21 protein-coding genes and 1 other RNA gene are annotated in these 21650 nt (G+C 66.5%); 13 read left to right on the forward strand and 9 right to left on the reverse strand.

All coding sequences use genetic code 11. From position 1 onward, the window contains the following. Positions 1-8: 8 nt before the first annotated feature. From NVU01S_RS43350 to NVU01S_RS13755, 4 genes are all read right to left on the reverse strand, one after another. Positions 9-167, reverse strand: a complete 159-nt coding sequence (locus NVU01S_RS43350; RefSeq protein WP_156161594.1) for an Rv3103c transmembrane domain-containing protein — start codon at positions 165-167, stop codon at positions 9-11. A 55-nt stretch (positions 168-222) separates the two neighbouring features. Then, positions 223-1068, reverse strand: coding sequence for a mechanosensitive ion channel family protein (locus NVU01S_RS13745; RefSeq protein ID WP_029897564.1), 846 nt, complete (start codon positions 1066-1068; stop codon positions 223-225). Between the two features lie 126 nt (positions 1069-1194). Next, positions 1195-2310, reverse strand: a complete 1116-nt coding sequence (gene prfB / locus NVU01S_RS13750; RefSeq protein WP_014987634.1) for a peptide chain release factor 2 — start codon at positions 2308-2310, stop codon at positions 1195-1197. Positions 2311-2401: 91 nt separating this feature from the next. Continuing rightward, positions 2402-3250: a helix-turn-helix domain-containing protein gene (locus tag NVU01S_RS13755; protein ID WP_043671360.1), complete on the reverse strand. Its 849-nt coding sequence runs from the start codon at positions 3248-3250 to the stop codon at positions 2402-2404. Between the two features lie 142 nt (positions 3251-3392). Here NVU01S_RS13755 and NVU01S_RS13760 point away from each other — a divergent pair, with 142 nt between their 5' ends. Both NVU01S_RS13760 and hisN read left to right on the forward strand, forming a co-directional pair. Then, positions 3393-3980, forward strand: a complete 588-nt coding sequence (locus tag NVU01S_RS13760; RefSeq protein WP_043671567.1) for an NADPH-dependent FMN reductase — start codon at positions 3393-3395, stop codon at positions 3978-3980. Positions 3981-4101: 121 nt separating this feature from the next. Beyond that, positions 4102-4887: a histidinol-phosphatase gene (hisN, locus tag NVU01S_RS13765; protein WP_043671363.1), complete on the forward strand. Its 786-nt coding sequence runs from the start codon at positions 4102-4104 to the stop codon at positions 4885-4887. 31 nt (positions 4888-4918) lie between these two features. Here the strand turns inward: hisN and NVU01S_RS13770 are convergent, their stop codons facing one another. Next, entirely contained in the window at positions 4919-5446 is a 528-nt protein-coding gene (locus tag NVU01S_RS13770; RefSeq protein WP_244467265.1) for a GNAT family N-acetyltransferase, read from the reverse strand. 37 nt (positions 5447-5483) lie between these two features. Then, entirely contained in the window at positions 5484-6455 is a 972-nt protein-coding gene (locus NVU01S_RS13775; protein WP_043671368.1) for an SMP-30/gluconolactonase/LRE family protein, read from the reverse strand. Positions 6456-6651: 196 nt separating this feature from the next. Between NVU01S_RS13775 and recQ the strand changes: the two genes are divergently transcribed. From recQ to ssrA, 7 genes are all read left to right on the forward strand, one after another. Beyond that, positions 6652-8523, forward strand: coding sequence for a DNA helicase RecQ (gene recQ / locus NVU01S_RS13780; RefSeq protein WP_156161595.1), 1872 nt, complete (start codon positions 6652-6654; stop codon positions 8521-8523). A gap of 232 nt (positions 8524-8755) precedes the next feature. Continuing rightward, positions 8756-10246, forward strand: a complete 1491-nt coding sequence (gene phoA, locus NVU01S_RS13785; RefSeq protein WP_052280651.1) for an alkaline phosphatase — start codon at positions 8756-8758, stop codon at positions 10244-10246. A 98-nt stretch (positions 10247-10344) separates the two neighbouring features. Continuing rightward, a complete protein-coding gene (locus tag NVU01S_RS13790; protein WP_043671377.1) occupies positions 10345-11421 on the forward strand; it encodes a metallophosphoesterase in 1077 nt (358 codons plus the stop codon). Between the two features lie 67 nt (positions 11422-11488). After that, entirely contained in the window at positions 11489-11719 is a 231-nt protein-coding gene (locus NVU01S_RS13795) for a WLR motif membrane protein (RefSeq protein WP_043671378.1), read from the forward strand. 64 nt (positions 11720-11783) lie between these two features. Next, positions 11784-12257: an SsrA-binding protein SmpB gene (gene smpB / locus NVU01S_RS13800; RefSeq protein WP_014987624.1), complete on the forward strand. Its 474-nt coding sequence runs from the start codon at positions 11784-11786 to the stop codon at positions 12255-12257. Beyond that, positions 12254-13117 (forward strand): DMT family transporter, encoded by an 864-nt coding sequence (locus NVU01S_RS13805; protein ID WP_175068895.1) that lies wholly within the window; start codon positions 12254-12256, stop codon positions 13115-13117. Before smpB ends, NVU01S_RS13805 begins: the two co-directional genes overlap by 4 nt. A gap of 76 nt (positions 13118-13193) precedes the next feature. After that, positions 13194-13565, forward strand: a transfer-messenger RNA (tmRNA) gene (gene ssrA, locus NVU01S_RS13810). 566 nt (positions 13566-14131) lie between these two features. Here the strand turns inward: ssrA and NVU01S_RS13815 are convergent. Both NVU01S_RS13815 and NVU01S_RS42435 read right to left on the reverse strand, forming a co-directional pair. Next, positions 14132-14683, reverse strand: coding sequence for a PIN domain-containing protein (locus NVU01S_RS13815; protein WP_156161596.1), 552 nt, complete (start codon positions 14681-14683; stop codon positions 14132-14134). Then, a complete protein-coding gene (locus tag NVU01S_RS42435) occupies positions 14680-15771 on the reverse strand; it encodes a helix-turn-helix domain-containing protein (RefSeq protein WP_082032074.1) in 1092 nt (363 codons plus the stop codon). Before NVU01S_RS42435 ends, NVU01S_RS13815 begins: the two co-directional genes overlap by 4 nt. Before the next feature lie 174 nt (positions 15772-15945). Here NVU01S_RS42435 and NVU01S_RS42440 point away from each other — a divergent pair, with 174 nt between their 5' ends. Together NVU01S_RS42440 and NVU01S_RS13820 are read left to right on the forward strand one after the other, a co-directional pair. Further along, positions 15946-16656 (forward strand): MSMEG_1198 family transcriptional regulator, encoded by a 711-nt coding sequence (locus tag NVU01S_RS42440; protein ID WP_244467266.1) that lies wholly within the window; start codon positions 15946-15948, stop codon positions 16654-16656. Positions 16657-16950: 294 nt separating this feature from the next. Beyond that, on the forward strand, positions 16951-17676 hold the full coding sequence (locus tag NVU01S_RS13820) for an RDD family protein (RefSeq protein ID WP_052280652.1): 726 nt from the start codon (positions 16951-16953) through the stop codon (positions 17674-17676). Positions 17677-18122: 446 nt separating this feature from the next. Here NVU01S_RS13820 and NVU01S_RS13825 read toward each other — a convergent pair whose 3' ends face one another. Next, a complete protein-coding gene (locus NVU01S_RS13825) occupies positions 18123-19115 on the reverse strand; it encodes a helix-turn-helix transcriptional regulator (RefSeq protein ID WP_043671383.1) in 993 nt (330 codons plus the stop codon). An 87-nt stretch (positions 19116-19202) separates the two neighbouring features. On the opposite strand from NVU01S_RS13825, the gene NVU01S_RS13830 reads away from it, so the two are divergent. Then, positions 19203-20447 carry an FAD-dependent oxidoreductase gene (locus NVU01S_RS13830; protein WP_043671387.1) on the forward strand — a complete coding sequence of 415 codons (1245 nt, stop codon included), beginning with the start codon at positions 19203-19205 and terminating at the stop codon, positions 20445-20447. A gap of 101 nt (positions 20448-20548) precedes the next feature. Then, positions 20549-21577: an alpha/beta hydrolase gene (locus tag NVU01S_RS13835; RefSeq protein WP_043671390.1), complete on the forward strand. Its 1029-nt coding sequence runs from the start codon at positions 20549-20551 to the stop codon at positions 21575-21577. Positions 21578-21650: the final 73 nt, after the last annotated feature.

Genomic DNA, 21650 nt, shown 5'->3' on the forward strand with positions numbered 1-21650 from the left:
AGCGCTGCTCAGCGGGGTGGGGCGACCGCCGGATTCACTGCTGCTGGAACGGTGTTCAGCGGTTCCGGGCGCGACACCATCGCGTCGTCCGGCTTGACGAACAGGTACAGGACGAGCGTCGCGACCCACGCCGCCATCAGCATCGCGGTGGAACGTCGCGGTCGCACTGATTCCTTCAAGAGCGTGCTGGGGCGCACCGACTCCTTCAGAAGCGAGATGGTTCTACGTGGTCTCACTGATACCCTCCCGGCGCAATGCTGCGGCTACCCGCACCCGCAGTTCGCGTCCGACTTCGAATTGTTTGCCTGGCAGTGTGCGGGCAACCATTCGGATGTTCATCTGGTCAACGGTCAGATCCTCGACACCCATCACCGAGGGTTCGTCGAGGAGCAGTGGTTTCAACCGAGCGTCTTCGTACGCCTTTGTACCGACGTCGTGCAGGATCTCGTTGATCCTGGTGATATCGGCCGTCGCGGGCACCGGTACATCGATGGCGGCGCGGGCCCAATCCTTCGACAGATTCGTCACTTTCACGATCTGCCCGTTGGGCACGGTGATCACTTCACCGTCCGAGTTGCGCAAAGTGGTGATCCGCAACGTGACGTCTTCGACGGTACCCTCGGCCATCTCCGCGGAGCCAGTCACCGCGATGCGAACTACGTCACCGAAGCCGTACTGCCGCTCGGTGATCAGGAAGAATCCGGCCAGGATGTCCTGCACGATGCGCTGCGCACCGAAGCCGAGCGCGGCACCGAGCACCGCCGCCGGCGCGACCAATCCGGTGATCGCGAAACCGAGTCTGCGCAGCACCTCCATGCCGACCAGCACATAGACGATGGTCAGCACCACCCAGGTGACCACCTGCGCCAGCGCGTGCCGATGCTTGGCCGCTTCGGATCGCACCAGCGCGTCACCGCCGCGGAAGCCCTCGTCGATCTTGCGCGTGATCCGATCCCGGACAAACGTCGCGAATCGACTGAACAGCACCGCGCCGAGAATCAGCAGCACGATCTCGAGACCATTGGAACGCAGCCAGTTCGTGGTCTCCGAGGTCGTCGCGAGTGACATGGTCAACACCTCGAGGGAACTTCCGACTGGACGCACGCCAGACAGGTTACCGGCGTCCGCCCGCCGATTCCGCGCAAGCGGGCGGACTTAATGAGCAAAAAGCCGGACTCAACTGGGTGGTTCGCGTCAGCTGGCCTGCTCGCGCATCCGCCAGCGGATACCCGATTCGATGAAACCGTCGATGTCACCGTCGAGTACCGCCGACGGGTTGTTGACCTCATAGTTCGTCCGCAGATCCTTGACCATCTGGTACGGGTGCAGCACGTAGGAGCGCATCTGGTTGCCCCAAGAGGCGCCCTCGTTGGTCTTGAGCGCGTCCATCTCGGCGCGCTCTTCCTGCCGCTTGCGTTCGAGCAGCTTGGCCTGCAGCACCCGCATCGCCGAAATCTTGTTCTGGAGTTGGGATTTCTCGTTCTGGCAGGTGACCACGATACCGGTCGGGATGTGCGTCAGGCGCACCGCCGAGTCGGTGGTGTTGACGCTCTGGCCGCCCGGCCCGGAGGACCGGTACACGTCGACGCGCACCTCGCCTTCCGGGATCTCGATGTGGTCGGTGGTCTCGACCACGGGCAGCACCTCGACCTCGGCGAAGGAGGTCTGGCGCCGGCCCTGGTTGTCGAACGGGCTGATCCGCACCAGGCGGTGCGTGCCCATCTCCACCGAGAGCGTGCCGTAGGCGTAGGGCGTCTTCACCGCGAAGGTGGCGCTCTTGATGCCGGCCTCTTCGGCATAGGAGGTGTCGTAGACCTCCACCGAGTACTTGTGCCGATCGGCCCAGCGGATGTACATGCGCATCAGCATCTCGGCCCAGTCCGCGGCGTCCACGCCACCGGCGCCCGAGCGGATGTTGACCAGCGCGTCGCGCTTGTCGTATTCGCCGGACAGCAGGGTGCGCACCTCCATCGCCTCCACGTCACCGTGCAGCGCGGCGCGTTCGGCGTCGGCATCGGCCAGCGCGGCGGTTCGCGAGTCGCCCTCTTCGCCCTCGGCCAGCTCGTAGAGCACCGGCAGGTCGTCGAGGCGCTGGCGCAATTCCTCGACCCGGCGCAGCTCACCCTGCGCGTGCGAGAGCTCGCTGGTCACCTGCTGCGCGTGGTCCTGGTCGTTCCACAAATCGGGGTCTGCGGCTTGGTGCTCGAGCTCGTCGATACGTCGGCGCAGCTCCTCGATGTCGAGGACCGATTCGACCGTCTTGAGGGTGGCGTCGAGTTCGGCGAGATCAGCGGAAACGTCAGGATGCACGATGCTCAAGCCTACTGGTACAGCGTCACCGTCCGAGCAGCAGTGCGGCCGTGCCGGATCGTGCCGGGGACCGGCGGTCGCCCGGCAGTGCTCAGACCGCGCGCAATGCGCCGGGACGGCGGCCGGTCAGGGTGTCCAGGGCGCTCGCCGTCGCGTCGTCCGCGGGCAGGTGCACGATCAAGCGCTGATCGTCGTCGGCGGACAGTTCCAGGGTTTCGTAGGCCAGGCGCAGCGCTCCGGCCTCGGGGTGCACGAAACGGTTGATCCCGGTGGCGGCGGGCAGACTCGGTACGGTGTCGACCCGCTCGGTGAACTCCGGGCCGACGGTGACGGTGAGCTCGTCGGCGAGCACCGCGATGTGCGCGTCGTTGCGGAACGGGCCGTGCTTGAGCGTGGCGACCGTGTGATCGGCGAGGTGGTGCCAGTCCGGGTACGCGGTGCGGGCCCGCGGATCGGTGAACACGAACCGGGCCAGGTTCGCCGGCGTGCTGTCGAACAGGCCGGTCGGCGCCATCAGCCGGTGGTAGCCCTCGGTATACGCGAGCACCTCGGTGAGCCGGTTGACCACCACCGCGGGTGCGGGCTCGAGCCGGTCGAGCACGGCGCGCACCGCGGGACGCACCTCGCGCGGCGGCTGCGCGTCACCCATGCAGGTGAACCCGCTGTCCACCGACTTCGTGAGGCGGTACAGGTGGATTCGGCCACTCGGGGTGAGCCGCAGCGCATCGGCGAGCGCCGAGAGCACCTGCGGTGACGGGCGACGGTCGCGACCCTGTTCGAGGCGGGTGATGTACTCCACGCTCACATCGGCCAGCATCGCCAGTTCGGCGCGGCGCAGCCCGGGCGTGCGGCGGCGCGGCCCGGTGGGCAGTCCGACCTCGGCGGGGGTGACCGCCTCGCGGCGGGTGCGCAGGTACAGGCCCAGCTCGTTGTCGCTCACCTGTCGAACGTAACAAGCAGTCACCGGCCGAGGGTGTCCCTGCCACTACCACTCTCACGACGGTCTCCCTGGCCGGCGCGGTGGTCAGCAGAGTGGTCAGCGCGGTGATCGGACGGTCGCCGGAACTGTGGAGGAGAAAACGATGTCGGCAGTGAAACTCGCGGTGATCATCGGCAGCGTCCGGGAGGGACGGTTCGGACCCGTTGTCGCGGAATGGTTCAGCGAGCACGCCAGGAACCACGGGGCGTTCGAGGTGGACGTGATCGACCTGGCCGAAGCGCATGTTCCGCTGGCGCTGCCCGAGGTGCCGCCCGCGTTGGACCCCGATCCCGAGCGTCCCGCGGGCATGGCCGATCTCACCCGGCGGCTGAGCGAGGCCGATGCGTTCGTGATCGTCACGCCCGACTACAACCGCAGCATCCCCGCGGCGCTGAAGGCGGCGATCGACTGGCATTTCACCCAATGGGACAGCAAGGCAATCGGATTCGTCGGATACAGCGGGCTGAGCGGCGGGCTGCTCGCGATCGAGCACCTGCGGCAGATCTTCAACGAGCTCAACGCGCACACGGTGCGCAATTACGTCTCGTTCCCGCGCTACTACCTGCTGTTCGACGAGCAGGGCAAGCTGCGCGATCCCGAAGAGCCCGCCGCGGCGGCGCAGGCCCTGCTCGACCAACTGCGCTGGTGGGCCGAGGCATTGAGCGCGGCTCGCGCCGTCACGGTGGCGTGAGCCTTTCCGGGCCGTGGACGGTGCGGGCTCGGCGGTGGATCTAGGCGCGAACCCACGTCGACGACGCCCGACTTGCCCGCGCGGTCGCCCCACTCGATGCCGGGACCGATAGGGTGCGTGCGTGGCTGACTACTCCTCTGACCTGGAACTCGCCCTGCGGTTGGCGGACGAGGCCGACGCGATCACCCGGGCCCGGTTCGGCGCGCTCGACCTGCGGGTGGACGCCAAACCGGATCTGACGCCGGTGTCGGACGCAGATCTGGCGGTGGAGAAGGCGATCCGCCAGGTGCTGGGTGAGCAGCGGCCGAGCGATGCGGTGCTGGGGGAGGAGTTCGGCGGCGACGTCGAATTCGAGGGTCGGCAGTGGGTGATCGACCCGATCGACGGCACCAAGAACTTCGTACGCGGGGTGCCGATCTGGGCCACCTTGATCGCGCTGCTGGACGACGGTGTCCCGGTGGTCGGCGTGGTGAGCGCGCCCGCGCTGTCCCGGCGCTGGTGGGCCGCGGCGGGCGCGGGCGCCTGGCATCGCGTCGACACCGCGGCGCCGACCCCGATCGCGGTGTCCGCGGTCGGCGAACTCGATGCCGCCAGCCTCGCCTTCTCCAGCCTGTCCGGCTGGCAGGAACGTGGTCTGCGGGACAAGTTCCTCGCCCTCACCGATGCCGTCTGGCGTGTCCGCGGCTACGGCGACTTCTTCACCTACTGCCTGCTCGCCGAGGGTGCCGTCGACATCGCCACCGAACCCGAAGTGTCCCTGTGGGATCTGGCCGCCCTCGACATCCTCGTGCGCGAAGCCGGCGGCCGCTTCACATCGCTCGACGGCACCCCGGGCCCGCACGGCGGCGACGCGATCGCCACCAACGCCCTGCTGCACGACGAGACGCTCAGTCGCTTGCGGGCCTGATCGGCCTTGGCGGTTACCGGCCGGTCCGTCGTCAGGCGTCGGGCGGGGTCAGTAGGCGCTCCATCAGGACGACGTTGATGTTGCCGTGGAAGTGGGCCGGGAGCGGGACTTCGCGGAGTTCGGTGAAACCCTGTGCGGTGTAGTACTTCCGGAGCACCGGGTTGTTGGCGGCGGTGTCGAGGCGTTGCAGGGTGACGCCCTGGTCGAGGGTGTAATCGGTGCAGAACTGGATGATCCGGGCGCCGAGTTCGCGGCCGCGTTGTTCCGGCGCGACCATGAGGCCGTGGATGTAGCCGGCCTCGGTGTCGTCGTCCGCGCCCCAGAAATCCGGATCACGCCACACGAGTCGGACCGTGGCGAGCAGGGTTCCCGTCTCGTCGCGCCAGACGAACCATTCGCCCCGGTCCACCTCGGCGGCGACGAGTTCGGCCGGGTATTCGCCCGGGTGCCACTGGTCGATGCCGTTGTCCACCATCCAGCGGGCCAGGCGATCCCGCAGGTGCGCGATGTCTTCGGCGTCGGCGCGGGTGGCCGCGATCATGGGAGCGGGTTCCGGCATGCTGCTTCCTTTCCGAACTGCGTGCTGCACATCTTTTCTACCGCGTGGGGGTGGCGGGGGTGAGGTCGATATCGGCCGGTGGGCGCAGACGGCGCAGGGTGCCGTCCATCGCGGTGACGTACAGCGCCCAGGAGTCGCCGTCGGGCGCGATCCGGACGGAGGTGGTGCCGTCGGGTGGGTTACGCGTCGCACCCGGTTTGATCAGTCCGGTGATGATCGCGCAGGCTGCGCCGGTGCGGGTATCCACCTTGTTGATCGCGCCGAAGGCATGGTCGGCGACGAACAGGGTGTCCGAGCGCGTGGCTTCCATATCGTCGGGAAGGGTGACCAGATTCGGTATTCCGGCGATGGCGACGGGACTTTCCGGCGCGTCCAGCGGAATGCGGAAGATCCGCATGGTCAGGTTGTCGGTGTAGATCGACCGACCGTTTGGCGCCAGCGCGAGTCCGTTGGTGAGCGGCAGGCTGGACCAGGTTCGGGTGTACTCGCCGGTCGAGGGGCGGTAGCGGCCGATCCCGGTCTGCGGCGCGTTCACGCCGATGGTGGTGAAGAGCAGATCGCCGTCGGGTAGCAGCAGCAGGCCGTTCGGGCCGTTCAGCCCGGTGAGCAACTCGGTCACCGCGCCGGTCGCGATCTCGTAGCGCTGCAGCGTGCCCGGGGCGGCGGTGAGTCCGTCGCCGGTGAGGAAGTAGACGTACGGCCCGGCGACCCGCACGCCCGCGGGGAAGTCCAGCCCGGTGAGTAGTTTCTCGAAACGGCCGGTGCTGTCGACATGGGCGAGGAACCCGTCGACGATGCCGGTGACATAGAACCTGCCCGCGCCGTCGGAGTCGAGATTCTCCAGATTTCCCACGCCCTCGACCACGGTGCTCACCTGCCAGCCGTCCGCGCACTGCGGCGTTGTCGTCGGCGCAGCCGCCGCGGTCGGCGTAACCGCGGCGAGCCCCGCCGCGAGTACGACCGCGAGCACGGCGGTCCCGATTCGGTTGCTCCCCAGCCCTATTGCCATGTGCGCCAACCTAACAGGGGCGAATCGGCGGCTCGTCCCGCCGAATTCCGGGTGATTCGGCGCGGTCGCAGGTCAGAGCGATTTGCCGGGGTCGGACGATCGTGGTTTATCCACAGGTGGAGTAATCGAGACCCGAGCTGGGGAATCGATCGACGTACCGGTGGCGTCGCGCGCGGGCACTCGTAGGATGGGCCGGGTGACTCCCCCCGATGCATTCGCGGCCGTGGCGACCGACACCGATCCCGGTGTGGACGCGGGATCCGGTGCGGCGCAAGAGGTTCTACGCCGGGTCTTCGGTTACGACCGCTTCCGCGGCGATCAGCGCGAGATCGTGGAGCACGTCGTCGCGGGTGGTGACGCGCTGGTGCTCATGCCGACCGGTGGCGGTAAGTCGCTCTGTTACCAGGTCCCCGCGCTGGTGCGTCCGGGCATCGGTGTGGTGATCTCACCGCTGATCGCGCTGATGCAGGATCAGGTGGACGCGCTCAGCGCGCTCGGCGTGCGCGCCGGATTCTTGAACTCGACCCAGTACCCGGACGAGCGTCGCACGGTGGAGGCACAGTTCGTCGCGGGCGAACTCGACCTGCTGTACCTGGCACCGGAGCGATTGCGCTTGGAATCGACGGCGCAGCTGTTCGATCGGGGCAAGGTCGCGCTGTTCGCCATCGACGAGGCGCACTGCGTCTCGCAGTGGGGCCACGACTTCCGGCCCGACTACCTGGCGCTGTCGGTGCTGCACGAGCGCTGGCCGGATGTGCCGCGCATCGCGCTGACCGCGACCGCCACCGGCAAGACCCGGGACGAGATCGTGCAGCGCCTGGACCTCGGCTCCGCCCGCCGGTTCGTCGCCAGCTTCGACCGGCCGAATATCCAGTACCGGATCGAACCGAAGAACAAGCCGGATCGGCAGCTGCTGGAATTCATCAACACCGAACACGCGGGCGACGCGGGCATCGTCTACTGCCTGTCGCGCAATTCCGTGGAGAAGACCGCTGCCTTCCTCACCGAGAACGGTATTCGTGCGGTGCCGTATCACGCCGGACTGGACAACCGCACCCGCGCGCAGAACCAGGCGCGCTTCCTGCGCGAGGACGGCCTGGTCGTGGTCGCCACCATCGCGTTCGGTATGGGCATCGACAAACCGGATGTGCGCTTCGTCGCGCACCTGGACCTGCCGAAATCGGTCGAGGGCTACTACCAGGAGACCGGCCGCGCGGGCCGCGACGGGCTGCCGTCCACCGCGTGGATGGTGTACGGCCTCAACGATGTTGTGCAGCAACGCAAGATGATCGACTCGTCCGAGGGCGACGCCGCGCATCGGCGGCAATTGCAACTGCACCTGGACGCGATGCTCGCGCTGTGCGAGACGGTCAGCTGCCGACGGGTGCAGCTGCTCAACTACTTCGATCAGCCGGGCGCGGCGTGTGGCAACTGCGATACCTGCCTGACGCCGCCGGAATCCTGGGACGGCACCGTCCCGGCGCAGAAGCTGCTGTCCACGGTGCTGCGGCTGAAGCGGGAACGCGGTCAGAGCTTCGGTGCGGGCCATATCGTCGACATCCTGCTCGGTAAGAAGAATCCCAAGGTGCTGCAACACGATCACCACGAGCTCAAGGTGTTCGGGATCGGCACCGATCTCCGCGATATCGAATGGCGCGGCGTGGTGCGGCAATTGCTCGCCGGTGGGCTGCTCGCCGTGCACGGCGACTACGGCGTGCTGACGCTGACCGAAGCGAGCAACGAGGTGCTGTTCGACGGACGTCAGGTGCTGCTGCGTCGCGAACCGGAGCGGGTCACCAAACCGGCCCGTGCCGCGAAGGCGGGCAAGGCCACGGTCGATATGGCGCCCGCGGATGTGCCGGTATTCGAGCGGCTGCGGGAATGGCGGGCGGCGACCGCCAAGGAGCAGGGCGTCCCGGCCTACGTCGTGTTCCACGACGCCACGCTGCGCGAGATCGCGGCGCGCAAACCGTCGAGCCTGACCGAACTCGGGAGCGTGGGCGGTGTCGGCGAGAACAAGCTGGCCAAGTATGGCGAAGGGGTGCTCGAGGTACTGACCGGAGAGTGACATTCTGCACCTTCCCGGCAGGTGTCCCGCGGGTCTGAGCACGGTTCGGGCTCGCGGGAAACTCCCTGTGTGACAGCGATATTCGGGTACGACGCGACGTATCTATGCATGCGGACATGCGTATAAGACAGCGGTTGGTAACCGAGCGGTTGCCCGTTGTGCCCTTTTTGTTCAGAACACCTCGTAAAGCTCCGCACATCCCATGTCTCTACGAACAATGGAGTTTTCGCTCATGCCCCCTGTCTCGTCGCGTTCGCTGCCCCGCCGGTTCCGTGCGGGCGCAGTCATGGGCGCCGCCGTTCTCGTCGGAGTCCTGGCCGCCTGCGGATCCTCCGACTCCACGAAGCAGGGCAACGGCGAGCTCATCAGCCCCAAAGCCCAGGGGACGCTGAGCGACAACGGCGGCGCCCGCCGGACCACCGGCGATCGCACCGAGGCCCTGCGTGCCTCGCTCAACGGCAACCAGGCCAAGAACGTCATCCTGCTGATCGGCGACGGCATGGGCGACTCCGAGATCACGCTCGCCCGCAATGTCGCCGAAGGTGCGGGCGGGTACTTCAAGGGCATCGACGCGCTGCCGCTCACCGGCTCCTACACGCACTACTCGCTGGACAAGAAGACCGGCAAGCCGGACTACGTCACCGAGTCCGCGGCCAGCGCCAGCGCCTGGGCGACCGGCACGAAGACCTACAACGGCGCGATCAGTGTGAACCTCGCGGGTCAACCGCAGACCAACCTGACCGAGATCGCCAAGGCGAACGGCAAGGCCACCGGCAACGTCAGCACCGCCGAGATCCAGGACGCCACCCCGGCCGTGCAGGCCGCGCACGTCACCGAGCGCAAGTGCTACGGCCCGGAAGAGACCACCGCGAAGTGCCCGACCAACGCACTGGAGAACGGCGGTCTGGGCTCGATCAGCGAGCAACTGCTGAACACCCGCGCCGATGTCACCCTCGGTGGCGGCGCGAAGAGCTTCGAGCAGAAGGCGGTCGCGGGCCAGTGGCAGGGCCAGACCCTGCGGGACCAGGCCAAGGCTCGGGGTTACAACCTGGTCTCGGACAAGGCCGGCCTCGACGGTGTCACCAAGGCGGACCAGGACGCGCCGGTGCTCGGCCTGTTCTCGCCCGGCAACATGCCGATCCGGTGGGCCGGTGATACCGCGGTCCCGAACGGACTGAGCCTGCCCGCGCAGACCTGCCGGCCGAACCCGGAGCGCGCGGCCACCGTGCCCGACCTGGCGAGCATGACGCGCAAGGCGATCGATCTGCTCAAGGATCGCAAGGACGGCTTCTTCCTCCAGGTCGAAGGCGCGTCGATCGACAAGCAGGACCATGCCGCCAACCCGTGCGGCCAGGTCGGTGAGACCGTCGACCTGGACGAGGCCGTGCAGGCCGCGCTGGAATTCGCGAAGAACGACGGCAACACCCTGGTGATCGTCACCGCCGATCACGCGCACAGCAGCCAGATCGTTCCGCTCGAGACCAAGTCCCCGGCACTGACCAGCAAGGTCGTCACCAAGGACGGTGCCGAGATCGGCGTCTCGTACGGCACCTCCGATGTCGCCGGTTCGCAGGAGCACACCGGCACCCAGCTGCGCATCGCCGCCTACGGCCCGCGCGCCGCGAACGTGGTCGGCCTGACCGATCAAACGGATATGTTCTTCACCATCTCCGACGCGCTCGGCTTGGATCGCAGCAAGAAGCCGGTCGTCGCGGCGAAGTAGGCGACACGGTTCCGGTTCGTCCCGCCCCGCATCGCCGGACTCGCCCCGATGGGCGAAGATAGGTGCCGGGCGGGTCGTCGGATCGTGGAGGATTTCAGATGCCTGACAACAACTTTGGCCGCCGGGGTTTCCTGGCCGGTGCGGCGGGCATCGCGGCGGGTGCGTCGCTGGTCGGCTTGTCGCCCGCGCAGGCGGTGCCGGTCGCGCCCGGGGTCACCAAGTTCGACTTTCCGACCGAGCGCAGGCTGCGGGTGCTGGTGACCGGCGACGCGGGCACCGGCACCCGCACCCAGTGGGCGGTCGCCGACGCGATGCGGGAGTTCCACCGCCGCGAACCCGTGTCGCTGGCGCTGGGCCTCGGCGACAACATCTACGAGAGCGGCCCGAACAGCGGCACCGACCGCCAGTTCGCGGACAAATTCGAAAACCCCAATGCCGGACTGGATTTCCCGTGGTTGATGGTGCTCGGCAACCACGACACCAGTTCCGTGCTACCCGGCGACGGTGGCTGGTTGCTCCGCGGCAACCACGAGGTCGAGTACCACGCCAACTCGCCTCGCTGGTGGATGCCCAGCCGGTACTACTCGGTCCGGGTGCCGGAAGAGAACCCGGTCGTCGAGTTCTTCGTGCTCGACCTCAACCCGATCGCCGCCTATGTGCCGCCGATCCTCTCGCCGTACTGGGCCGTCGACGGTCAATTCATGAACGAGCAGCGCGCTTGGCTCGACCGGGCGCTCGCCGAGTCGACCGCCACCTGGAAGATCGCCTGCACCCACCACCCGTACCTCAACAACGGGCCGCACGGCGACGCCGGAAACTACGAGAACCTGCCGATCGAGCCGATCAACGGCGTCCACGTGAAGCGGTTCTTCGAAGATCACGTGCTCGGCGCATGCCAGTACCTGCTGTCCGGCCACGACCATTCGCTGCAGGTGCTCGAGCCGACCATCGGTTCCAAGGGCACCCGCCAGCTCGTGTCCGGCGCGGCCGCCAAAACCGTCGGCGCCGAACCCGCGATCACGCCGCGCGCCGGGCATCCCGCGCTGTTCGAGAACTATCACGAGCTCGGCTTCATGGTCCTCGACCTCACCGAAAGCCGTACGGACCTGCGGGTATTCACCGTCGACCCGGCCACCTCCGTGGGCCGTGAGGCCTTCGCCCGACGTCTCGCCTGAGTACCAACTCTGTTGCGGCGCGCGGTAATCGAGGCGAGTCGCCCTCGTCCGGGTTACCGTGCTCGCTATGGCTAGCGGTGATGGCCCGGACGAGGACGCGGCCGGCAGCTCTCCGAGCGCCGAGGCCCCCGATGCGCCGCCGATCGTCGGCCGCGGCATCGATCCCAGCGTGGAGGGTGTGTGGTTGCGGCACCGACTACCGCCGCGGCCGGGCAGACCCCGGATCTCCACGGTGCTGCTCGTGCTCGCCTTCATCGCCCTGTTCACGGTCTGGGTGCTGTTCCGTCCCGCCGGCTGATCGCTGAGTGCCACGCCACAACCTGGGAATAATCGGGTTGCCGCGTCACTTAAGGTTGATCGTTATGAAGGAACAGGGGCGTAAGGTCATCGCGACCAATCGCCGGGCGCGGCACAACTACACGATCCTGGACGTCTACGAGGCCGGGATCGCGCTGGTTGGTACCGAGGTCAAGAGCCTGCGTGAGGGCAAAGCCTCGCTGGTGGACGCGTTCGCGACGGTCGACAACGGCGAGGTGTGGCTGCGCGGGCTGCACATCCCGGAGTTCAGCCACGGCACCTGGACCAACCATTCCCCGCGCCGGGTGCGGAAGTTGTTGCTGCACAAGCGGGAGATCGATCGCCTGGTCGGCAAGTCGCGGGAAGGCAATCAGACGCTGGTCCCGCTGTCCATGTACTTCTCCGACGGCAAGGTGAAGGTCGAACTGGCCCTCGCCAAAGGCAAGCAGGACTACGACAAGCGCCAGGATATGGCGAAGCGCACCGCAGAGCGTGAGGTCACCCGCGAGCTAGGGCGGCGGATCAAAGGCATGCGTTGACGGCGGTCCTGCTGGGGCTGGTCGCTGCGCTGGGTTACGGCGTCAGCGACTTCTTCGGTGGGGTCGCGGCCCGGCGGGTGAACGCGCTGCGCGTGGTCATCTACTCCTATCCGCTGTCGGTCGTGCTGGTCCTCGCGGTGCTGCCGTTCGTCGCCGGGGACATCGACCTGGTCTCGATGGTGTGGGGACTCGCCGCCGGTGTCGCCAGCGGATTCGCGGTCTGGTGGTTCTACGCGGCGCTGGCCGCCGGTCCGATGGCCGTGGTGTCCCCGCTCACCGCGCTGCTCGTCGCCGGGATTCCGGTACTGATCGGCCTGTTGATCGGCGAACGTCCCAGCCCGCTCGCGTACGCGGGCATCGTGTTCGCGCTCGTCGCCGTGCTGCTGGTCAGCCGCGAATCGCCGGACGAGGTGACCGAGGAGATCACCGGCGGCCGGGAACTGCGCTTCACCAAACGGGTCGCGCTGCTCACCGTCGGCTCCGGCGTCGCTTACGGGTTCACCTTCGTATTCCTGCACGAAACCGCCGCCGCGGCCGGACTGTGGCCGCTGCTCGCGCAGCGCATCGCCGCCAGCCTGGTGATCTGGCTGGTCGCCGCCGCGGCCGGGCAATTCCGGCGGCTCCGCGGCGAACCGCTCCGCCTCGCCTGCTACATCAGCGTCCTCGATGTGATCAGCAACGCAGCCCTGCTGTACGCCTTCCACGGCTCCATGCTCTCGCTGGTCAGCGTGCTCGGCTCGCTCTACCCCGCCGCGACCGTCCTGCTCGCCATGGTGCTGCTCGGCGAACGCGTCGGACGGTTACAGCAGGTGGGGATGGTGCTCGCACTCACCGCCGTCGGACTCATCGCCGTGGCGTGACACCCGCCGAATAATGGGAAGAACCCGGCATCGGCCGGTGTTAATATGAACAGCCCGGCAAGGTGCTGGGACGTACGGGGCTGAACGGTTTCGACTGCGTACGTAGATCTAGGGGAAGCGTGTCGGTGCAGGCAAGAGACCACCGTAAGCGTCATTGCAACCAATTAAGCGCCGATTCCAATCAGCGCGAGTACGCCCTCGCTGCCTAAGCAGTAGGTCGTCTCTGTCAGTCCGGGTTCGTCCCTCGACCCGGGTACTGGCATCAGCTAGAGGGACTTACCGTCCGAGCCGGTCGCGGACCCGGACGGAACATCAAACAGCGACTGGGATCGTCATCTGAGCTTGTTCGCGAGACTCGGAGATCCAAGTAGAGACACAGCGAACTGCACACGGAGAAGCCCTGGAGACGCGGCGGAGGACCCGGGTTCGATTCCCGGCAGCTCCACTTCACTCGTGCGAGGCCCATGCTCATGGAGAGCATGGGCCTTGCTCGTTTCGTCATGTTTGTGGGGGTGCAACCCCCACACCCCGCCCGGCGGGCTTCGCCCCCGGACCCCCTCCCGGACGCTACCCGTCTGCCGGTCCCTAGGCCACGCCCCCGGACACCCTCCCGGATGCCAGTCCCTACGCTGCCGTCGCCCCCTGGCCCCGCCCATTTGCCCGACCCAATGCTGCGCCCCCGGCCCCTTCCTATTGCCAGTTCCTCGCCGTGTCACCGGACCCTCGGACGCCATCCCGTCTGGCTAGTCCCTACGCCGCACCCCTGGACCCCCTCTCCGGACGCCATTGTCTGCCAGTCCGTATGCCTTGGCTTGAACCCGCCTAGGGTTGCACTTCCGAAGCCGGGCATCCGGCCGCCGGATTGGCAGTCCTGCAACTGTGCCCGGGTCCCTTCGCGGTGGACACCAGGAAGTTGTTCGGTGGAAGGGTTGCCCGCCTCGGGCATCAGGCTACGTTGTCCTGGCCTCGGAGCATTGCCCCATGCATCCGCACTTTCACCTGAATTGGTAAAGACTATGCCAAGGGCGTGAGGAGGCCCCTCTTCCGACTCCACAGCTCGAATTCAGAACCAGTACAAGGCAAGCGCATCCCGCTCGCCTGCAGAGAATCAATGAGATTCCCCGCATGGCCAATGGTGAGGTCTTTGGCGTTGCAAGCCTCTGCTAGCAGCCAGAGGGTCCCATGAACCTCTAGCTCGAACTTCCTCGCGACGCGACTGGCTGCTTGGTCGTCGGTTATCGCGATGCCGCCGGATCTCTCCGCCGCAGCGAACACGCTCGCCTCTCCCATGTCTCTCTTGCCCGCGCCTATCCTACGCACCCACTTATCGAGGCACAGGAGATCTGGGACTGTATCGAGAGGGATAACCTCCACCCAATCCAGCTCAAGGGCTCCCTGCAACAGTGGCCGCTCCGCTAAGCCGTTGTGTAATTCTTCACGTATTAATTCTGTCGTGTAACAGTGATGTGCTGTCAGTAGTTCTCTCAGGACATCAAGCCGGTCGATCAAAGCGAAGTGATCCAAACACATGGCATCGAAAACTAAGCCGAGAGAGCGGTCTGTCACGGCTCAATCTCGCAATCCGGTTTGAAGCCGAGGTCCTCCGCCTTTACTTGGCCATGCATCAGTTCCACTGCGCGAGCGGTAGTGATGAGGTCTTCTTTCCACGCCTTCACAACTGCATGCGCAAAGCTCGGAGGTACCCTTACCTGTTCGAGATCTGGCTGTGGTGCCCATCCGACGGCCTCCATCAACTCAGCGCGCGTCGGTGGTTGCGCAGACCAGCGCCACACCTCATCGGGTGAGATCAGTCCTGCGACTGACGCCTGACGTACGGCCAGGGACCATGACGTCCGATACGTTGCTGCCAGTTTGATGATGTAATCGCGTAGATTGATGGACTCGGGTGCGTATTTGATTGCGGCAACGGGCAGTAGCAGTTCAGCTGCGAATGATTCGATTACTTCTTCGCGTTCGCTGCGTGACGCGGCGACTCCGAGATCGCTGGAGTATTCGTCACCAAGCACGAGATGTCCCAGCTCATGGGCCGCTGTCGTCCGCCGACGGCCCGGCTCCAGTTGTCCGCTGACGACGGCAACCGCCACGTCGTCGTCAATGAGAGAAGCTCCCTCGCCCGGTAAGTCGACAACCAAAACGAACTGACCAGCGCCTTCGCAAGCTTTCATGAGAGTTTCGATTGGTGAGTGTCCGAGCTGAAGTTCGTTGCGGGCCCATTGTGCAGCGTCACGACCAGCCTGGGCGTTCGGCGTTGCATTACTGTAGGAAAGCAAGCGGGGAGGTTCGAGCACGCCGAGCTCCATCAGCTGCCGTACATCTCTCAGCCAAGCGGACAGCTTTGACAGCATTTGGTAAGTGCGACGCGCGGTATCCGAGTTGGTATCATCCACCAGGTGAGCTCGTTGCGAGACGACCTGCGGCTGTGGATATAGAAAATGGCTCAGAGGCACCCGGAGGGTGGACGCCAAGCGGGTCAACTCGATTGCGTTTATCTGGCGTGAGCCTGACTCGATTTTGGCGACTTTGCTGCGTTCCAGGCCAATCTGTTGCGCAAGGTCATCTTGCGACATGCCAGCAGCGAGTCGACTCTCGCGTACGCGATCGCCGATCTCGGCCCACTTAAAGTCCGCGCCCATAGTGCGATTTTCGCACAGTCTCAGCTGGTTGCCATCACCTGTGGGGCAAGTGGGAGCGCAACTAGTAACCTATTGGCACTATCGATGGGCTTCATTCGGCATGAGATGGATGTGCCTGAGCAAGATGTTGCCTACTGGGCCTAGTTCGGGCAATATTGAGTGATGGCTAGTGGTATGAGAATTCTCGTAGCTTCCCCTTCTGGGGAAGCTGTTGCGCTGGCGCTGTCTCAGTTGGCGCCGGACGCGGTGGTGTTCGTGGCAACCGAGCCGAAATCTCTGCACAAAGCGATCGCGGACACGGTTCGGTTCGATGTTGTCGTCAGTGATCTCGTATGGAACAACCCTGGTCTCGAGTTCGCGTTCGACGGCCTCGACGTGGTGAACATGCTTATCGCGACTGACCGGTTGGCGCCGGTTGTAGTTGCCGCCCAGGGGGTCTCGCTGGAGGAAGAATTTCTGCAAGAAGCGGTTCGACACCCACAGATCGTGGGGCTCTATCAAAAGTCGAACGGTGTACCTTCGTTACTGAGTGCGGTTCACGAAGCCGCGATTGGTCGCAACATGCTGCAAAGGCGCCCGGACGCGGACCCGCCGCCGTTGTTCGAGTTGTTCCGAGGCCAGCGTGGGGAGACTGCTGGCCGTCTTGCTGGTGCCATCGCAGCTGGTCGTGCAAGTGATGCGATTTCGCTCGCACGGGCAGCCCAAGTAGGGGTTAACACGGCCAACAAGGTGGCCAGTACCTACTTGGGTCCGATAATCCGCCGCCGAGGTGAGCATGACCCAGATCTCTCATTGACCTTAGCTACGGTATATCGCTGGTGTGGCCTGCACGCTAGGTATCTGGTGAGTTGGTGCCGTCGCCACGGACATGCCGACGTACTTTAGCGAGACTGAGCACGCTGGCGCAGTACCGCGTGGCTGTGGGTTTGTTGTGGGGTATCAGTAGTGACGATGGCTGCGGAGCCGTCCTGACCTGCGGTCCATCTGAAATTGCTTCCCGTCGGCGCGCCAGGTTTAAATCCTGGACGGTTGGGTTTGGGGGCGGCGGTTTTGTTGGGAGTGGTGACGCATTATCGGGTTGCTGATTATTTGTCTAGTTGGGCGGATCTTGGGCAGGCCGGGGTGTGGGATGTGGTTCGGTCCAATGGGGATTGGGGTGGGGCGGGGAGGACGTTCGGGTTGGATGTGGTGCAGCAGGTGCTGTGGTACCTCATCGAGGCGTTTGTCGCGTTGATCGTGGTGACGTTCGGGTACCAGTTCGTCTGTTTGGCTTGGCGGGGGCGGACTGTTGGTAAAGCGTTGTTGGAGCTTGTAGTTCGGCCTGTAGATGGGGGCGGTTTGGGGCGCGGGCGGGCGGCGGGGCGGGCGTTTGCTTGCACGATGACGGATGTCGGTCTGTACTCCGTGGCCTGTATTGCATTGCTGGCAGGGAAGTTCGCGCTCGCGCTCGTGTTGTGGCTCATCGCTGTCGGGGTGCTGGTCGTCAATGCTGTTCCGGCGCTTACGGGGAAGCGGCGGTCGGTGATCGATCGGCTCTGCGGGACTGCGGTGGTGCGGGCGGGTCTGTATCGGCAGTCGTGGGAGGCGGCCAAGGACAGTGCAGCGGTGCAGCGTGGGATTCGCAGTGCGCGAACGGGTTTGGATCGGGCGCAGGGCGCGGCTGCGGCGGCGAAGGACAGTGCGGCTCGGCTTGCCGAGGACGAGCGCGTCCGGCAGGTGCGGGATTCCGAACAGGCGCAGCGGGTGGTGGCGCTCGGTCAGCAGGCCGGTCGTCGTACCGGCGCGGCAGCGCGGCAGGTGATCGACTCGGAGCGGGGGCAGCAGGCGCAGCGGGTGGCGAAGTTGACCGGGGGTGCGCTTCGTAATGCCTACAACAAGCGACGCGGTGGACCGGGTACTACCTAGAGTAAGTCCGACCGGGAAGCTTCCCGGTTATGCATCCGGCTAGGTCGCAAAAATCTTCCTGCGCTGCGCAATCAGGCGGCAGGCTGTGACGAACTCCGGCGGCTCCACCTCGCTCAGCTCGGTGTCGGAGGATTCGAAGGTCCCTCGGGCGCCTGCCTGCGGCCACGTGCCGGGTGCTAGGTCCCAATTGCCCTCTGTGCTAAGCAATCCGGTGGCAGGCTGTTGACGAACGCCGGCGGCTTTACCTGGCCCAGCTCGGTGTCGAAGGCCGGCGAGGATGCCCGTGACGCTCCCACGGCCACACGCCGAGCGCTACGCCCCTATTGCTTTCCACCGCTGCGCAAGCCGCTGACAGGCTGTGACGAACTCCAGCGGCTCCACCTCGGTCGGCTCGGTGTCGAAGGCGGCGAAAATGTCCGCGACGACCCACAACCACGCGCCGAGCGCTACGACCCAATTGCCTTCCACCGCCGCACAACCCGCTGACAAGCCTCGACCAACTCCGGCGGCTCCACCTCGCTCAGCTCGGTGTCGAAGGTGGCGAGGAGGCCGGCGATTCCTGCCCAGGACCAGGCGCCGAGGGTGAGGCGGCAGTGGTGGGGGTCGAGGTGTTCGACGACGGAACCGCCTGGCGCCCAACGGGCTACGGTTTCGGCGGGCAGGTCGAGGCGCGCGGATCCGAGGCATTCCCAGGCGGCGGGGGTGTCGCCGCGGTTGTGGCTGGTCATGACGAAGTGGGCGACGTCGTTGCCGGGGAGGTCTCGCGGGGTGAAGGAGAGGCCGGGGGGTGTGTGCAGGTGGAGTCGGTCGACGCGGTGTACGCGCCAGGTGCGGTCGGCGGGGTGGTGGGCGACGAGGTACCACCGGCCGGCCCAGACCACGAGATGATGGGGCTCGATCCGACGCGGGGGTGTGAAGTCCCGGTCGCGGGGGTGGGGGCGCGAGCCGTCTGGGCGGAGCGCTTCGACGACGAGCAGATGCTGTTTGCGGACCGCGCTGCCGACGACTTTCAGCGCATCGGCGGCGATGGGTGGCGCCGGAAACTCCCAATAGTTGTGGAGCCTGGTGAGTTTCAGCGATTCCATGGCGGTGCGCAGCCGCGTGGGCATCACCTGTTCGAGTGTCTTCAGTGCCCGAGCGGCATCGGCACCGAGGCCGAAAACCGAACTCGGCGCGGTCTGTAGCGCGACCGCGACGGCCAAGGCCTGCTCGTCGTCGAACAGCAGGGGCGGCAGCGTGTGGCCGGTCCCCAATTCGTAGCCGCCCGCGGGACCGTGCACGGTCGTGACCGGATAGTCGAGCGCTCGCAGGGTTTCGATATCGCGCCGGACGGTGCGTGCGCTGACCTCGAGCTGCGCGACCAGTTCGTCCAGCGACCACCGGCGGCGAGCGGCGAGCAGGGACAGCAGGCGCAGTGCGCGCCGGGAGGTATCGGCCACCGCACCATTGTGGCCACTCGATGGCCGGTACTGGTGCGATCGTCGCCTCCGAGGTTGCCCGGCAGCAGGTAGAGGAGTCGAAATAGGATGCGCATCATCGTCGTGGGCGGCGGGATCGGCGGGTTGGCACTGGCCGCCGGCTTGCGGAGGAATGGGTTCGAAGTGGTTGTCTACGAACGTGATACGGATGTGGCGGCGACCGGCGGCTATCACATCACGCTGGACGGCAGGGCACAGGCGGCACTGCGCGGCCTGGTCGCGCCGGAGGTCTTCGAACGGGTGCTGGCGTCGGCCTCGGCGCTGCGGCTGCGCGAACGAGACGCGATGTGGGACCGACGCGGGCGGTTGCTCGGCCACGGCCGGGATCTCGGGGACGACCCGAGCGTGGACATCGATCGCATCACCTTGCGGACGGTGCTGGCCGACGCGGTCGGCGCGGACCTGCGGCTGGGCCGATCCGTCACCGGGGTCGGTCGCGGTGCGGACGGCAGACCGCTGGCGAGTTTCGCCGACGAACCGCCTGCCGCGGGCGATCTGCTGGTCGGTGCGGACGGCGCGCACTCGCTGGTGGCCCGCCAGCTCGCCGGTCGCCCGACGAACGCGCCCGCCGGTGTCATCGGCTTTTCCGGTCGGACCTCGGTAGACGACCTCGGCGCCGCGGAGCAGCGCCGCCTCGGACCGCGCTCCGGGCTGGCGGTGGGACCACGCGGTTCGGCGCTGTACGTCGGCTATCTCGACCCGGTGGGCAACGCCGTACTCGATGCCCCCGAGCTTCGAGCCTCGATCACGACCGGCCCGACCTACATCTGGGGAGCGATGTTTCCCGAGTCCGCGGCCACCGATTCGATCCGGACCGCGCGCGGCGTCGCGGTGCGGACCGCGCTGCTGGACCGGTTCCGGCGCCACGGGTGGTGTGAACGAACGCTGGAGGTCGTCGCCCGTGCCGATCCGGACAGTGTTGCCGCGTTCCGGTTCAACGCGGCGTCGACGCGGGCGCGGGACCTCGCGCCGTGGCCGGCCGGGCCGATCACCGCGCTCGGCGACGCCGTGCACGCGACGCCGCCGACGGCCGGAATGGGTGCCGGTGCGGCCATTCGCGATGCCGCGAGCCTGGTCGAGCAGCTCGGTGCGGTGGCCGCCGGAACCGTGAATTTGCCGGTGGCGGTCAGCGATTTCGAAGCGGGCATGCGGCTGCGCGGCAGCGAAGTGCTGATCATGGCGATGAAGACGGTGCGCTGGATACTGGCCACCGACACCAGGCTGGGTGCGGCCGTCACGGTGGCGGGCGGGCCGGTGCTGGCGGCCGCCAACCGACTGCGCCCAGGCCGCTGAATGGGCGCCCTGCCACTGGTTTTCGCGTTGTGGTGTGCTCGTCCGGCGACGGCAGTACGGTTCTGATCGGAAGTAACGCAGGTATTCCATTGGGAGGTCGAATGCTGCCGTGGTCCACTGAGCTGGCCGGACGAATCGATGAATCGGTGATCAACAGCACTGTGTTGCAAGGGAATCCGCTGGGCGACCCGCATGAGCGACCGGTCCTGGTCTATCTGCCACCGGGTTACGACGACGAGCCGCAGCGGCATTATCCAGCGGTCTACGTGATCCAGGGTTATACCGGAGACGTCACCATGTGGCGCAACCGGCAGCCGTTCCGGCGGCCGTTCCCGGAGACGGCCGACCGGGTATTCGCCGACGGCGCGGCGCCGCCGGCCATCGTGGTGTTCGTCGACGCCTGGACCGCGTACGGCGGTAGCCAATTCGTCGACTCGCCCGGCACCGGTAAGTACCACACCTACCTGTGCGACGAAGTGGTGCCGTGGGTCGACGCCCACTATCGGACTCTGCCGAGCGCGGCACACCGGGCCATCTCGGGCAAGTCGAGCGGTGGCTTCGGCGCGATGATCACACCGATGCTGCGGCCGGATCTGTTCGGCGCGTTGGCCACGCACGCCGGTGACGCGCTCTACGAGTTCTGCTATATCCCGGAGTTCGCCAAGGCGGTGCGGCATCTGCGCGCCTATGACGGGGATATCCAGCGCTGGTGGGACGATTTCCGGTCGCGCGTCGCCTTCACCAAACCGGAGGACAGCGACCTGCTCGGCCTGCTGGGCGTCTCGGCCTGTTTCTCCGCGCGCGAAGACGGCACGGTGGACCTGCCTTTCGATCCGGTGACCGGGGTGCTCGACGCCGCGGCATGGGAGCGTTGGCTGGATTGGGATCCGGTCCGCATGGTCCCGAAATACGCGGAGGCCCTGCGCGGTCTGCGCGGGATCTGGATCGACGGCGGCACCAGGGACGAGTGGTACCTCGACATCGGCGGGCAGGCGTTCCGTGCGGCGTTGCTCGCCGCCGACGTGCCCGCGGAGATCATCGAGTTCGAGCTGTTCGATGCGGGGCACGGCGGAATCGACTACCGCTACCCCCTCTCGCTCGCCTGGTTGTGTCATCGGATCGCTCCGTAGTCGGCTGAACGGTTGATACCGAGGTGCGGTGACGGTTGCCACCATGGACGTGGGAACCGTCACCGCACGATCG

Origin of the sequence: Nocardia vulneris, from assembly GCF_001613425.1 — a bacterium.
Lineage (GTDB): Bacteria > Actinomycetota > Actinomycetes > Mycobacteriales > Mycobacteriaceae > Nocardia > Nocardia vulneris.

What these genes read in the sequence shown, in the direction of transcription:
- NVU01S_RS13745 (WP_029897564.1), bottom strand. Translation starts at nt 1,068, where the DNA reads ATGTCACTCGCGACGACCTCGGAGACCACGAACTGGCTGCGTTCCAAT.
- NVU01S_RS13760 (WP_043671567.1), top strand. Translation starts at nt 3,393, where the DNA reads ATGTCGGCAGTGAAACTCGCGGTGATCATCGGCAGCGTCCGGGAGGGA.
- NVU01S_RS13770 (WP_244467265.1), bottom strand. Translation starts at nt 5,446, where the DNA reads ATGCCGGAACCCGCTCCCATGATCGCGGCCACCCGCGCCGACGCCGAA.
- NVU01S_RS13775 (WP_043671368.1), bottom strand. Translation starts at nt 6,455, where the DNA reads ATGGCAATAGGGCTGGGGAGCAACCGAATCGGGACCGCCGTGCTCGCG.
- phoA (WP_052280651.1), top strand. Translation starts at nt 8,756, where the DNA reads ATGCCCCCTGTCTCGTCGCGTTCGCTGCCCCGCCGGTTCCGTGCGGGC.
- NVU01S_RS13790 (WP_043671377.1), top strand. Translation starts at nt 10,345, where the DNA reads ATGCCTGACAACAACTTTGGCCGCCGGGGTTTCCTGGCCGGTGCGGCG.
- NVU01S_RS13795 (WP_043671378.1), top strand. Translation starts at nt 11,489, where the DNA reads ATGGCTAGCGGTGATGGCCCGGACGAGGACGCGGCCGGCAGCTCTCCG.
- smpB (WP_014987624.1), top strand. Translation starts at nt 11,784, where the DNA reads ATGAAGGAACAGGGGCGTAAGGTCATCGCGACCAATCGCCGGGCGCGG.
- NVU01S_RS42435 (WP_082032074.1), bottom strand. Translation starts at nt 15,771, where the DNA reads ATGGGCGCGGACTTTAAGTGGGCCGAGATCGGCGATCGCGTACGCGAG.
- NVU01S_RS42440 (WP_244467266.1), top strand. Translation starts at nt 15,946, where the DNA reads ATGAGAATTCTCGTAGCTTCCCCTTCTGGGGAAGCTGTTGCGCTGGCG.
- NVU01S_RS13830 (WP_043671387.1), top strand. Translation starts at nt 19,203, where the DNA reads ATGCGCATCATCGTCGTGGGCGGCGGGATCGGCGGGTTGGCACTGGCC.
- NVU01S_RS13835 (WP_043671390.1), top strand. Translation starts at nt 20,549, where the DNA reads ATGCTGCCGTGGTCCACTGAGCTGGCCGGACGAATCGATGAATCGGTG.